General features: G+C 49.9%; 15 protein-coding genes. 8 read left to right on the top strand and 7 right to left on the bottom strand.

The window, feature by feature from the left end; all coding sequences use genetic code 11:
• Positions 1-182: 182 nt before the first annotated feature.
• The gene (locus tag ACYQ8U_RS02895; protein ID WP_459944009.1) at positions 183-662 is read left to right on the top strand and encodes a DUF1499 domain-containing protein; all 480 of its coding nucleotides are present in this window, start codon (positions 183-185) and stop codon (positions 660-662) included.
• Positions 663-772: 110 nt separating this feature from the next.
• On the opposite strand, the gene ACYQ8U_RS02890 is transcribed toward ACYQ8U_RS02895, so the two are convergent.
• Positions 773-1,369: a YceI family protein gene (locus ACYQ8U_RS02890; RefSeq protein ID WP_459944008.1), complete on the bottom strand. Its 597-nt coding sequence runs from the start codon at positions 1,367-1,369 to the stop codon at positions 773-775.
• Between the two features lie 79 nt (positions 1,370-1,448).
• Positions 1,449-2,135: a ferric reductase-like transmembrane domain-containing protein gene (locus tag ACYQ8U_RS02885; RefSeq protein ID WP_459944007.1), complete on the bottom strand. Its 687-nt coding sequence runs from the start codon at positions 2,133-2,135 to the stop codon at positions 1,449-1,451.
• A 245-nt stretch (positions 2,136-2,380) separates the two neighbouring features.
• Here ACYQ8U_RS02885 and yciA point away from each other — a divergent pair, with 245 nt between their 5' ends.
• Complete coding sequence (yciA, locus tag ACYQ8U_RS02880; RefSeq protein WP_459944006.1) at positions 2,381-2,806, top strand: acyl-CoA thioester hydrolase YciA; 426 nt, start codon at positions 2,381-2,383, stop codon at positions 2,804-2,806.
• 22 nt (positions 2,807-2,828) lie between these two features.
• Here the strand turns inward: yciA and ACYQ8U_RS02875 are convergent, their stop codons facing one another.
• A complete protein-coding gene (locus tag ACYQ8U_RS02875) occupies positions 2,829-3,611 on the bottom strand; it encodes an alpha/beta hydrolase (protein ID WP_459944005.1) in 783 nt (260 codons plus the stop codon).
• 158 nt (positions 3,612-3,769) lie between these two features.
• Here ACYQ8U_RS02875 and ACYQ8U_RS02870 point away from each other — a divergent pair, with 158 nt between their 5' ends.
• The 3 genes from ACYQ8U_RS02870 to ACYQ8U_RS02860 all read left to right on the top strand — a co-directional run bounded on the left by ACYQ8U_RS02870 (position 3,770) and on the right by ACYQ8U_RS02860 (position 6,561).
• The gene (locus ACYQ8U_RS02870; protein ID WP_459944004.1) at positions 3,770-5,161 is read left to right on the top strand and encodes an ATP-binding cassette domain-containing protein; all 1,392 of its coding nucleotides are present in this window, start codon (positions 3,770-3,772) and stop codon (positions 5,159-5,161) included.
• A 67-nt stretch (positions 5,162-5,228) separates the two neighbouring features.
• Complete coding sequence (locus ACYQ8U_RS02865) at positions 5,229-5,777, top strand: hypothetical protein (protein WP_459944003.1); 549 nt, start codon at positions 5,229-5,231, stop codon at positions 5,775-5,777.
• 73 nt (positions 5,778-5,850) lie between these two features.
• On the top strand, positions 5,851-6,561 hold the full coding sequence (locus ACYQ8U_RS02860) for an aspartate/glutamate racemase family protein (protein ID WP_459944002.1): 711 nt from the start codon (positions 5,851-5,853) through the stop codon (positions 6,559-6,561).
• A gap of 22 nt (positions 6,562-6,583) precedes the next feature.
• Here ACYQ8U_RS02860 and ACYQ8U_RS02855 read toward each other — a convergent pair whose 3' ends face one another.
• Entirely contained in the window at positions 6,584-6,889 is a 306-nt protein-coding gene (locus ACYQ8U_RS02855) for a hypothetical protein (protein ID WP_459944001.1), read from the bottom strand.
• Positions 6,890-7,395: 506 nt separating this feature from the next.
• On the opposite strand from ACYQ8U_RS02855, the gene ACYQ8U_RS02850 reads away from it, so the two are divergent.
• From ACYQ8U_RS02850 to ACYQ8U_RS02840, 3 genes are all read left to right on the top strand, one after another.
• Entirely contained in the window at positions 7,396-8,733 is a 1,338-nt protein-coding gene (locus tag ACYQ8U_RS02850; protein WP_459944000.1) for a sensor histidine kinase, read from the top strand.
• Between the two features lie 163 nt (positions 8,734-8,896).
• Complete coding sequence (locus ACYQ8U_RS02845; protein ID WP_459943999.1) at positions 8,897-9,403, top strand: hypothetical protein; 507 nt, start codon at positions 8,897-8,899, stop codon at positions 9,401-9,403.
• Complete coding sequence (locus tag ACYQ8U_RS02840; RefSeq protein WP_459943998.1) at positions 9,400-10,746, top strand: sigma-54-dependent transcriptional regulator; 1,347 nt, start codon at positions 9,400-9,402, stop codon at positions 10,744-10,746. The genes ACYQ8U_RS02845 and ACYQ8U_RS02840 overlap by 4 nt, the downstream gene beginning before the upstream one ends.
• A 161-nt stretch (positions 10,747-10,907) precedes the next feature.
• Here ACYQ8U_RS02840 and rnfB read toward each other — a convergent pair whose 3' ends face one another.
• From rnfB to rsxE, 3 genes are all read right to left on the bottom strand, one after another.
• Positions 10,908-11,786, bottom strand: coding sequence for an RnfABCDGE type electron transport complex subunit B (rnfB, locus tag ACYQ8U_RS02835; RefSeq protein ID WP_459943997.1), 879 nt, complete (start codon positions 11,784-11,786; stop codon positions 10,908-10,910).
• Positions 11,787-11,857: 71 nt separating this feature from the next.
• The gene (locus tag ACYQ8U_RS02830; RefSeq protein ID WP_459943996.1) at positions 11,858-12,802 is read right to left on the bottom strand and encodes an electron transport complex protein RnfA; all 945 of its coding nucleotides are present in this window, start codon (positions 12,800-12,802) and stop codon (positions 11,858-11,860) included.
• On the bottom strand, positions 12,799-13,416 hold the full coding sequence (gene rsxE / locus ACYQ8U_RS02825) for an electron transport complex subunit RsxE (RefSeq protein WP_459943995.1): 618 nt from the start codon (positions 13,414-13,416) through the stop codon (positions 12,799-12,801). Before rsxE ends, ACYQ8U_RS02830 begins: the two co-directional genes overlap by 4 nt.
• Between the last annotated feature and the right edge of the window lie 7 nt (positions 13,417-13,423).

The raw sequence follows: 13,423 nt of genomic DNA, 5'->3' as shown, positions 1-13,423 counted from the left end.
CCTTTCAAGGCGTTTGTTTAAAAAATATTGAACTTATATTTTTCTACCCATCGTCTTCTCGAGAATAATACCGAAAAATGCTTATATAAAAACAACCATCACGTGAAGAGAAGAACCCGTGGCCTCTAATACCACATCGTGGGTATTTGTTACAGAATCTAAGCAAACAATGGTGGTTGTCAATGTCTCCTCGAACTCTACTTTTATTGCTCCCTCTCCTGTCGAGTCTGCTGTCCTGTTCCAGTGCGCCGCCTGCCGACAACCTGATAGAAGGCCACCTCCGACCATGCCCGGATCGTCCGAATTGTGTCTCCAGTGAAAATGGTGCCGGCGACCCGGTTACACCAATCAGCTTCAAGAGCAGTCCGGACCACGCCTGGCAGATAATGCAGACGGTCATAGAAGGGCTTGGCGGCAAGATCAGTGACCGCCGACCAACGTACCTCTGGGCTACGTTTAGCTCGAGATTTTTCCGCTTTGTCGATGATGTCGAACTGCGCCTGGAACCGGAGGAAAAAATCATGCACATTCGTTCCGGCGCCAGGGTCGGTTACGCGGATTTCGGGGTCAACAGGAAACGGGTTGAGACAATACGAAACCTCTTCACGGAACAGGAAAACCAGCATCACCCCCCAGCCCCATCCGGCACCGAGCCTCAGTAGACGTTGATTGATCGGTCCTCTCCGCCTTGAACCGAGGTGCAAAGCGCGATTGGCTAAACGGGTATAATGCCGGACGGCTTCAGCCCACCGTCAGTGCGATCCTGCACCAATTATTTATCAGCCAGTGCTTCAAGGCTGACAAGAATTTCGACATCTTTGCCGACAATGCCCATCTCATAAAATTTGCCGGTACCGATTTTATAGACCAGGCGATCAATGGTCACTTCACCATTAAAGCCGATGACATCCTTGTTTGTAACTGCCGGATGCCCCGTTACTCCGGCCAGGGTGAGCGGCAGGGTCAGGTCATAAACTTCACCCTTGACCGTGAATTTGCCAAGTACGTCGTAAACATTATTGCCCACATCAGTGATTTTCACCGATTCAAAGGTCATCAACGGATATTTACCTGCATCAAAAAAATCGCCGGACAGGAGATGCTTGTCACGCTTGGCGATATTGGTGTTGACGGAGTCTGTCTTGATCTCAAAGAAAAATCTGCTATCCGCCAGGTTGTCAGGATCAAATTTCAATTCGCCGGAAAATTCGTTAAACTGCCCGCCAATCTGAGAAAAAATATGGCCAACGCGAAAATAAAAATTGGAGTGGGCCTTGTCCAGTTCCCAGGTCCGTACTGCCGCCGACACCGTTTGCCCAGCCAGAAGCAAAATCATGAGTGCTGGAGTGATAAAACTGAATCTTTTCATATAATCCTCCCTGAAATAACGATTGTACGATGGGAAGATAGTAATGAGGTCCAGAGAAAAAGCAAGGTTCAACGTTAACCTATTGCTTTTGTTCTCGTTTCGTCTGTCGTATCGCTTTTTTACTGATGCCTACCGCCCCGGCCACTCCGAAAAGCAGGAATATCAGGCCAAATCTTGGTACAGCATGCTCAAAAGATTCACAGACAAACAAGACATGAACCGCGAGAAGGGGCATGGTCATATAGCCAAGCAGTTTATGGATCGCTCGCCATCGCTTATAATCCAAGGCCAATTTTTCTCTGAAATGGGCAGAAATCGCCATGGATAAAACAATGGTGAGCAGCACCATTCCAACCATTTCCGGCCAGTGTTTTTTCCCGATCGGCAGGTTTGTCAACCCTTCCGGGGCTAAAACCAGGATCGCATGGCCAAGAGCCAGGAGGGATACGAGGATGCCGTTGGTGCGGTGCCGACGCATCAGGGCCGCCACTCCGAACAGTCTTTTTAAAAACTGTCCCCTTGCCGCCACCAGTATCTGGACAAACAGCAGGACCGCGGCAAGAAGACCGGCCAGCTGCGCCGCCCGCAACATGGTTTTATCGCGCCCTATTTTGTACCACAGGGTCTGGGTTTCATAGACAAACGGTATGGACAGAGCCGCCGCGAGGACAAAAAGCAGGAATCCGAAGACCAGGATGCGGTATACCTGGAGCTTTACTGCATCAGCTGGGTCTTTTTGGGCTGGGGCACCCGTCAATTTCACCATTTCTGACTCCCTCCTTAATATGGTATTTTCGGGTTCATTTTTCTCTCCCTCCTGGACATCGATTTTTTTCCGATTGAAAATTGACTGACACTGTATACTATGAGAGAGCAGGGACATTGACAAAACACCCGGAAAAACCCGAGCAGAACGTCGAAGCGAGCAACGCCCCTTTGAATAAACAGGAGCTGTTCCGACCTTCCTTCATCTTCCGTTGGACATCACCCTCCCCTAAGGACCCGTAGCTAATGCAAGGAAACAACCAGCCCAAAGGCAGCCTTATCCTGCGAACTCTTGCCATGCCGGCTGACACCAACCCCGACGGCGACATTTTCGGCGGCTGGATCATGTCCCAGATGGATATCGCCGGCGGCATACTGGCCCGAGAAAGAACCTGTGCAAGGGTCGTCACCGTCGCCGTTGAATCTATAACCTTTATCAAACCGGTGCAAGTCGGCGATGTGGTCTGCTGCTATGGCGAGGTGGTAAAAATCGGTACAACCTCAATTACCGTAAACCTTGAAGTCTGGGTCAAACCGATCCTGTACAGCCCGACGGACGAGAATGCGAAATTCCAGGTGACCAGAGCAGCCTTCACCTACGTGGCCCTCGACAGTACCGGCAAAAAACAGCTGATCAAGCACAACTGCAATTGCGGCGATCCCAGCCCCTAAAGCAGAATTCTCGAAAAAGCTCCTAGTGATTGATAAAGACTAGCAGGGCCGCCCAATATTCCTGAAACATATCAATCGTGCTGTGGTTGGCGCGCTTGATAAAGACGACTTCTTTTTCCCCGACGATATGGTCGATAAAATTTTTCGTTCGTCCGGGAGGCACCACCCGATCCCGACCACCGTAAATGATCAGCAGCGGACAAGCTACCCGGGGCAGATAACGTAATGAATTAAAACGGTGTTTGAGAAGCATTGACACCGGCAGCCAGGGGTAGGTCGACCGGGCAATGTTTTCGATACTGTCATAGGGGCTGACCAGGATTGCACCATGAACTTTTTTATTGGCGGCAGCATAGCAGGCCACCCCCGAGCCAAGACTTCTGCCGATCAAAAAGATCTCCTTCGGCGAATATCTGTCGACCATGTCATCGATCACCGCCAGGGAATCGGCAAAAAGCTCGGCCTCACCGGGGCTGCCGTCGCTCGGCCCATAGCCGCGATAGGCGACAAACAGCGAGGCGGCGTTGATATCCCTGAACTCATCAATATTGAGAAAAATGTCTTCCGCATTACCGCCATAGTAGATGAGCAGCTTTTCCCTGACCAATTCCGGATTGACCAGCCACCCCCGCAAGGTAACTTTCTCCTGGGTGAGGTGGTAGTCGCTGACATCGTTATAGTCATGCCCTTCATGACGCGCCGCCGGTGGAAAAAAAAGAAACGACTCCTGACGCAGGTACATAACAACGACACACAGAAGGTACCCAATCAGTAAAAAAATCACTATCTGCAAGACAGTCGACATCTTCATTGTCCCCACTCAGGTTAAAGAAATTTCTGCTCATTGACTATATTCCTGCTACAAATTATTGTCGACACAATTGATTAAATTCCCTGGCCCGAACCCACCGCCAGTCCTTTGGCGGCTATACACAGCATTTTCATAATAATACCATTAGCCACATGCGCATACATACTTTTCGGCACCAAAATCTGCAGATTGATGAGTTACTAACCAGGCCCGGAGAAACCTGGTGTTTTTTTGGCGACAACAGCTCAGGTATCGATAGTTTCATTGACCTCCTGTCCGGAAAACTCAAGGACTTTTCCGCGGAAATTCTGCACCTTCCAGAGCATCCGGCTGTTCTGTCATTCCAGGCGCAGCAGGAAATATATGAAGAAGAACTGCGCAATGACGACAGCGACTTTCTCGACAAAATCGATCCAGGCACGCTGGTCTACCAGTTTTTGCCCGATTACCACAACCATCTGCCTCTGCTTCAAGCCTTCGGCATGGACCACTGCCTGCAGCTGGGATTCCGCCAGCTCAGTTCCGGACAGTGCAGGAAACTGCTCTTTCTGCAAAAACTTATCGGCGGAGCGACCACCCTGGTCATACAGAACCCCTATGACGGACTTGACCAGGAGAGCTGCCATGAGCTTAATCTGGCCTTGCAGCAATTGACGGGCCGGGACATCGAACTGCTCCTGCTGGTCAACAGTGAAAGTGACATTCCTCTCTGGTGCAGCCATCTGGCATTGCTTGGATCAGGACGCCTGGAGACGTCAGGCCTGAGGGAAAACGTACAGCCTCTGCTTCATCGCCTACAGAAACCCCGGCGGCCTGGCCCTGCGCCGATCAGCGTACATCATCTCCAGCCAACACCAACCGCCGACGATCACAGCGACGAACTCATTTATCTCAGGGGCGGTTTTGCCGGCTACGGCGACAAGAAACTCTTTACCGGCCTTGACCTGACCATAAACACCGGAGACCACACCCTGATCACCGGGCCAAACGGCTGCGGCAAATCAACGCTTCTCGACATTATCACCGGCGATAACCCAAAATGCTATGCCAACACGCTGCGGATTTTCGGCAAACAGCGGGGTTCCGGCGAATCGATATGGGACATCAAGAAACACATGGGCATTATCTCGCCGGCACTGCACCGGGAGCATCGGATTCCCGGCAGCGCTCTCCAGGTCGTTCTTTCCGGACTCTACGATTCAATCGGACTGTACACCAAGGTCTCAAGAACCCAGATCAACACCGCCAAGTACTGGCTGAACTGGCTGTCGCTGGCGGAAAAAAGTGATACCCCTTTCAGGAAAATGACCTATGCCGAACAGCGCCTGGTGCTCATTGGCCGGGCACTAATCAAACGGCCGAGGCTGCTCATCCTTGACGAACCAACCCAGGGACTCGACGATGTCCACCGCAACAGCCTGCTTGATCTTCTTGAACAGATCGCCGAAAAAAAACTCTCGACCATTCTCTTTGTCAGCCACCGAAAAGATGAGCACCGACCCCTGTTCCGCCGACAAATCCAGCTCGACTCCTATGCAGTGTGATGGTAGATTGACCTGATTATATTTTTCGCAAGCTTAACCCGCATTTTTCAATAAAGGATTCTTACCCATGGATATCGACGACCTCAAGCTCAAGAGTTACCTGGAAGAACTGAATCGACAAACAGCCGGCAATACCGAGACGCAGGTTTCCATGTATGACCTGGGTGCGGCAATCGGTCTTGACAAGGCTGAAGCCGGCAGTGTTGCCGAACAATTGATGGTCCAGGGCCAGGTAGAGCTGAGAACGCTGGCCGGTGGTATCAGCATCACCCCGGAAGGGCTGTTATTCCTGGGTATTGCTGTTCCCACTGCTGCCTCGACGGAGAACGGGTTTTCGCTCGGCAAGGGTCCGGTTGCCGACGAGAATGATCGCCGGACGATACATCTGCTCACCCAGGAAATAAAAAACGGACTCTCCGGCCTCAGTGTCGATTACGAGCTGCTGGAGGAGATTATCCTCGACCTGAAAACCATTGACGTCCAGATGCTCTCCCCCAAACCGAAAATCGCCGTGCTGCGGGAAATCATGCGCTCGCTGCACAATGCCTTTGCCGCAGCCGATACCGATGCCGATTCCGGGAAGGTTGCAAACCTGCTGAAAACCGTCATTGATTGATATTTGTCGAAATAAAAACACTGCACCATCTCAGCAAACAGCTGCAGGTGAAGAAAAAAAGCGGAGAAGCAGCATGAAGACAATCGGACTGTTAGGCGGAATGAGCTGGGAAAGCACCACGCATTACTATCAGTTACTCAACCAGCGCATCAATGAAAAGCTCGGGGGACTCCATTCGGCTAAAATAGCCATGGTCAGTGTCGATTTCCAGCCGCTGGCAACAGCCATGCTGCGGGGTGAATGGATTGAATGCGGCGAGCGACTGGCCGATGCAGCGCAAAAGATTGAGGCAGCCGGAGCCGATTTTCTGCTCATCTGCACCAACACCATGCACAAAGTAGCCGGGATCATAACCGATGCTGTCAGCATCCCGCTACTGCACATAGCCGATGCCACGGCAGAGCGAATCAAGGCGGAAAACATGCAGACGGTCGGACTGCTCGGTACCAGCTTCACCATGGAAGAAGCGTTTTACAAGGGCAGGCTCAGCGAAAGACACGGCCTGACCGTAATCATCCCGCCGCCGGAAGACCGTCGGATGGTCCATGAGGTTATTTTTGAAGAACTCTGCCGGGGAAAAATCTCCGCCGAATCGCGCACGCATTTTCTGCGCATTATCGAGACAATGCGCCGGGAAGGAGCAGAGGCAGTCATTGAAGGGTGTACGGAGATCGCCATGCTGGTACAGCAGAACCACACATTGGTTCCGCTGTTCGACACAACTGCCCTGCACGTCGAGCAAGCGGTGCGATTCGCACTGGAGGATGAGTACCTTACAGATTAATTTCTTGTTTTTTTTCAAGAAATTAACTGTCAATTTTCACGGCAAAAATGGCTTCATCCCTGATCACCCCCGTCACCCGTACATTTTTACCAACGAGGGTGTCAATTTCGACCCCTTTGAGGAGAAATGTTCCCCGGTTGGTGGTGATAGCAATCCCTCGTTTCGTTTCAAGAACAAGACCTGATAAGATACATTGTTCACGAAGAATGAGCCGGCTCATCGTTTCGCCATATTCATGAGAGTCGGAGGGAGTGACCTTTTCAGCCACAGCCATCATGCCGAATGCACAGAAACTTGCGGCAAGCAAAGCAATAACGGTGTGTTTCATAACTTTTTTTTCAAGAGGATGTGGGTTTTCTCCTGCTGCCTCAGTACTGACAAGAGGTATAACAGGAACCAAGCAAGCGATGTACCAATTACAATTTAGTCCACAATTCAAGTTGTTAACCAAATCCAGAGAGAAACAGTGCGACTTTGGCCGGCAAATTAAGGCCATTACCCAGAAAGAATGCGCATATTTTACGCACCGTTTCATAGCATTTTTTGTTCTCACCCGCAAGATATTCAAACACCCGCCAATGGAGAATCATGAAAAACAACATGCCGCTCTTGTATCAATTCTCTCGGACATATCAGGCAGGAGGGTCAGTCAATAGGTGACAGTTGCGGGCACGTTTGCTAAAATCAAGCAATCGGCACTATGTAAGGTGGATATGTACAGGGAGAACCATGGGAGTCAAACTCGGTGTAAAACAGAAACTTTCTCTGATTTTTTTTCTTTTTTTTCTTATTTTTTCCGGAACAGTCTTCGTTCTGTTATTTAATGTACAGAGGATGGTTGAAGCAACAGAAAAAATAACCATTAAAAATAATAAAATAGACGCGCTCGCTGAGACCTTGAAAACAAGTCTACTCAATATGGACGCGAGTCATAAGAAACTGATAATACTCAAAAATGACCGCTATTCGGAATACTTCAAGCAAGCCCAGATACACTTTGAAGAGGCCTTGACCGAGGCGGTTGAACTTTCCGATGCGACCGGTGAAAGCGGCAAGATTTGGCGGGAGCTCGAATACAGCTATCGGCGTCACCGCCTCGGTTTATGGGATAATCCCACCTTTCCCCTGCTCGGTTCGAAATGGGTCACCGAACAAGTTGTCTCTATCTGGATAAAAGGTATCAACCAAGGCAAACGGGAAAACAAACACGAAATTGAGTACGCTCTGCGGGAGCTCAATGGGAGAAGCCATATCAGTTCACGAAATGGCCTTTATGGTTTCTTCATAAGCGTTCTGGTTGGCTTTAGCGGTCTCTGGTATATTACTCGATCTTTCTTTACACCGCTCAAAACTCTCGCCAGAGGCCTGCAGCGAATCTCAATGGATAAAATTCACCAACCGATCACCCTGAGGGGTGGGGAAGAATTCAGCGAGCTGGCTGCATCCTATAATGACATGAGCAGACAGCTGCACGAAGAGGAGAATATCCGTAATGAATTTATCGCCACCCTGAGCCATGAAATCAGAACGCCGCTCTCCTCGATTCGTGAATCGGTCAATATGATTGTCGAAGAGGTTTTTGGTCCGATAAACGGCAAGCAGCGTAAATTTCTGCAAATCGCCAGTGTGGAAATCCAGCGGATTAATAAGCTCCTCAATTATCTCCTCAATGTGTCAGTTCTTGAGTCCGATGTGCGCAAAAAAAAGTCGTCCCGGCTGAATACCAGACAGCTGGTAATGAGCAGTACCGAAGTTTTTGCTTCCTTTGCCGAGAAGAAAAAAGTAACCTTAGTGGTGAGGGACAGCAATGCGTCTCCCGATCTTTTTGGCGTCCGGGAAGAGCTGCAACAGGTATTTGTCAATATCATTGGAAACGCCATCAAATATTCTCCGGAGAGAGGTTCCGTGATGATCTCCTGGATGAAAGATACCACAAAGAAATATCTGCTCTTCCATGTGTCGGACACCGGTCCCGGTATTGCCGACGATGAACTTTCCCTGGTCTTTACCAAATACTACCGGACGAAAACAGTGCGAGGGCACCTCGATGGTGTTGGCCTGGGACTGGCCATATCCAGGAAAATTGTCGCCAGTTATGGCGGAAAAATACAGGTGAAAAACAACAGAGGAAGCGGTTGCACCTTTTCCTTTACACTACCCACTCGACCATAAGGATATGTATGGTTCATTTTAGCACAAAAGGATATTTTAACAGACCGACGGAAGAGATCTTCGGAGGTCTGTAACAGGTATGCATACATTTCACACACGCTTACTTCGGCGAGTCTCCCTTTTGTTTTTGTCCCTGCTGCTCTCATGGTGTAGTTCCTGCGCCATGATACAAAAATCGGCCTCCCCATTACCAGGGGAACCTGCTCAGCCATTAGCAGAACAACTCTTTCTAAACGGTGATTTTGCAGGAGCGCGCCTCGAATACCAGCGGATATACGCGACCGCACTCTCGGCAGAAGACAGAAACCATGCTCTCTATGGTCTGGCCTGTACCCAGATGATGGCAGCCGACACCGAGGAACAATTCATTGAGGGCATCGGCAATCTGCAGAAATGGCATGCCGGCAAGGGTACCGCGCCTTTTAGCGAAAACAGACTTCTCCTCGTACTGGCATTGAACCAGCAAAGCAAACGTATAACAGAACAGGACAAGGAACGGATAGCTCGTGAAACAGCACAAACCGCTCTCATTGATGACCAGAAAAAAAAGATTTCCGAGATGACCTCCACCGTTCAAAAGCTGCAAAGCAAGATTGAAGAACTCCACAATCAGATTGCCGCACTTGAAGCAATTGATATGAATGTCCAGGAAAAGCAAAATTCTCTATGAATATAAAACCTTACGTCTTGATCGTTGATGACGATCCCTCTATCTTAGAGGTCTTGGAAGCCCGGCTAATGGCTGCGGATTTCAAGATCTATAAGGCAGCAAACGGGGCCGACGCCTTGGAAATTCTCAAACAGAACCCGGTAGACATTCTTGTCTCCGACATTAAAATGCCGGAGATGAGCGGTCTCGAACTTCTTGAGAAAACGAGAACAATCTTTCCCGAGCTCCCGGTCATCTTTCTCACCGCTTACGGCACAATTCCTGATGCCGTTGATGCGGTGAAGGCCGGTGCTGTGGACTATCTGACGAAACCCTTCGACGGCAAGGAACTCGTCTGGAAAATTGAGCAGGTTATCGCCACGATTCCCCGGACTCCGGTCGCCCCTCAACCTGCAGATGACGCAGGTATCTTCTGGGGCAACAGCGTCGCCATGACCGAGCTGAAGGAATTGCTCATCAAAGTGGCCGCAAGCAATGCCAACGTGTTGATTCTTGGCGAAAGCGGGGTCGGCAAGGAAAGCGTTGCCAGGATGCTGCATAACTGCAGTCCGCGAAAAGACAAACCATACATCGTTGTTGATTGCGGCTCGACGCCTCCAGGCATTTTGGAAAGTGAATTGTTTGGCCACGTAAAAGGCTCGTTCACCCATGCCATCCAGAACAAAAAAGGGTTGATAGAGGCTGCCCACGGCGGCACTCTGTTCCTGGATGAGGTGGGCAATATCTCCCAGGAGATGCAGAGCAGGCTTCTCCGTTTTTTAGAAGAGAGAACCATTCGGCAAGTTGGCGCCATCAAAGAAAAAGAGATCGACTGTCGGGTGATTTCAGCAACCAATGCCGATCTGAGAGCAGACGCGGAGGAAGGAAAGTTCCGGCTTGACCTGTATTACCGGTTGAAGGTGGTGACGCTGGTGGTTCCTCCGCTCCGTGAAAGACGTGATGATATCCCTGACTTGGCTCGATTTTTAGTCAACACCTATACAAGAAACAACAACCTGCCCAGTCTGGACCTGCCGCAAAGAACCCTGGACTGGCTCCAGACACTGAGCTGGCCGGGGAACGTTCGAGAGTTAAAAAATGCCCTGGAAACCGGGATCATTCTCTGCAAAAACCGGCGGATTCTCCCGGAAGATCTGCAGTTGGATGAGGAACCTACCCCGATGGCTGAGAGTAGCGATGAGAATTTTTCAATTGAACAGAGTGAAAAAGAGGCGATTATCCGGGCCCTGAAACAGACCAAAGGGGTCAAAAAGGATGCTGCGGAGCTGTTAGGTATCAGCCGCAGGGCCATTCAGTATAAAAGCAAAAAATATAAGCTTGATGCCTCACAGTTTAAGGATTGAGCTATAACAAGTTCGGCTCTAGTAAAATGGTTGCGGGCCGCGATACGGCTCATGCCTTGTGCATAAAAAAATCCCGGAAACAATCTTCGTTTGTGAACAAAGAAAGTTTCCGGGATTTCCTGTTTGCAGACTATCCAACTGACCGATGTACACGTACGCAATCAGCCAGCCATCTTTAATCCATCAATACCGCTCTTTTTGGAAATTACCTGGCGGCCTTCATAGTGTCTGAAGATATCCCGTGGGCATTTCGTCACACACGCTGTTTCGCAAGCCGGACCATATGCGATACATGCCTTGTGATCGATTTTTACCACATTGTTCTCATAGCTAACCGCGCCTGCCGGACATGCTTTCACACACATCTTACAGCCGATGCACCCTACTTCACAGACGGCCTTGACATTTTTGCCGAGGTCCTGTGTCGAACATGGCACGTAGACACGCGCCTTCAGTGTTTGAATCTCGATGATTTTTTTCGGGCAGGTCCGCACACAAACGCCGCAGCTGACACATTTATCCGGATTGACGACCGGAAAATTCTCGACCATGTCAATGGCGCCGAAGGGACAGGCTTCCGCACATTCACCAAGACCAATGCAGGCATACTGACAGGCTGAAGGTCCGCCAAAACTGAGGTTGGCCGCGGTACAGGAGGCAAAACCGTAATATTCGTGCTTATGGCTCACCTTGCCCTCAACCCTCGAACAGCGCACCAGAGCAATCTGATCCTCAAGGGCAGTGACCTTTTTGCCGGTAAGTTCAGCAACCCTTTTGGCCACCGGCTCTTTTCCTGGAAAACAGAGGTTCGGCGGCACATCAGGATCATTGACCACGGCAATGGCATAGCCTTCACATCCGGCATAGCCGCAACCGCCGCATTGGGCGAGGGGCAGGGATTCAAGAACCTCTTCAATGAGCGGGTTGACCTCGACGGCAAATTTATGGGCAGCGATGGCCAGCCCGATACCGAAAAATAACCCGATGCAGCCGAGCAGAACCAGACCGCCTAATGCTAATTTAACTAATGCCGGATCCATATTGTTTAACTCTCAAATTAAGTCTTCGTTTTTATTTCAAACCCCGGTAAGCAGCAAGAAACCGGCCAGGGCTAAAAAATCTGCAGTCCAGAGAATCCTAGAAACGCCATGGCAAATTGCCCGGCAACAATAAAGGCAATGGGCAGCCCTTTAAATGTTGGTGGAATTCTTGCGAGCTGCATCCGCTCGCTCACGGAACTCATCAAATACAGGGCCAGGAGAAAACCACCGCCGGCGCCAAGAGCCAGCATAAAGGTCTCAAAGACATTGTAATTGTTGTTGGCCAGAATCAGTGGCACCGCGATAATGACACAGTTGGCGATAACCAGAACAAGGAATACCCCAAAGGAATTGAAGAGAATGGGATTGACCTTTCTGAGCACCGTATCGACCGCCTGAACCGTCAGAGAAACGAGGCCGATAAAGACGACAATCTGCAGAAAGTTCAGATCATAAGGAATCAGGATGAAATTGTAAAAGAACCAACTCATCAAGGCCGACACCACCATGACCAGGGTGAAAACGACGCCCATACCCTTGGCCGTTTCTTTTTTCTTTGACGTACCGAAAAAGACACAGAGCCCGAGATACTTGGTAAAGACAAAGTTATTGATCAAAAGAGCGGATATGAGGATGCCGAACAGGTATCCTAAATACGACTTACTGACCGTAAAAGTGGTTTCATCGATTCCGGCCAGCCCTTTGATTGATACCACATGGACCATTGCCGTATTCAACGGTTCCTTGAAGCGAAGAGAAACGCTGGTGCCGTCTTCGGAGAGGGTGGCGGATTGCAGCTCGAGGATGATATCCGGGTCCGGTTCCTCAAAGACGGTATAGTTCGCTATATCCTCAGCCACCGCCCGGTCGACCGCCCCGGCGAAGGTAACGACAATTTCGTTGTCCGCCTTGAATTTCTGATCGGCGATAAGTCCTTCAGCCTGCGCAAACATCGGGGCCAGGCAAAAAAACAGTGCGGCAAGGACGATATATTTTGTGTGTGCAAGAGTCATCATTTTAACCCTTTTGAACGTTTATAATAAACTTCAATCCAATTAAAAAAGGCCATCATCAATCCGACCACGAAGAAACCGGCACTGGGCAGGATGAAAAAAAGAAGGGGCTTGAAACCAAGAACATCATAGCCCATAATCATACCGGATCCGAGGAGCTCCCGAACGAAACCGATAACCACCATGCCGACCATAAAGCCAAGGCCCATACCTAAACCGTCCCAGAAGGAATCATTGACCGATTCCTTGCAGGCAAACATTTCCAGCCGCATGGTGATGATGGCAAAGGCGACGATAAGCTTGACAAAAATTCCCATTTTCGCATAGGCCTCAGGCATATAGGCCGCCAGTACCAGATCAATGACCGTCACCCAGGTAGCTATGGTCAGCGTATAGGTTGGTATACGAATCCTCGGGTGAATGAGATTTTTAAAGAGAGATATGGTCACACTGGAAAAAACCTGCACGAAAAGTACAGCAATTCCCAGCATAATACCGTTCATTACCGTGGTAGAGATACCAACGGCAGGACACATGGACAGCGCCAGCTTGAAAATCGGGTTCTCACTTAGTATCCCCCGGGTGATCAGCTGCATGCTCGATTTGTCATTTGCCACGTCGACT

This window comes from Desulfocastanea catecholica, from assembly GCF_054657295.1.
The sequence above is the reverse complement of the archived record's forward strand: the minus strand, read 5'-3'. Positions and strand labels throughout refer to the sequence as shown.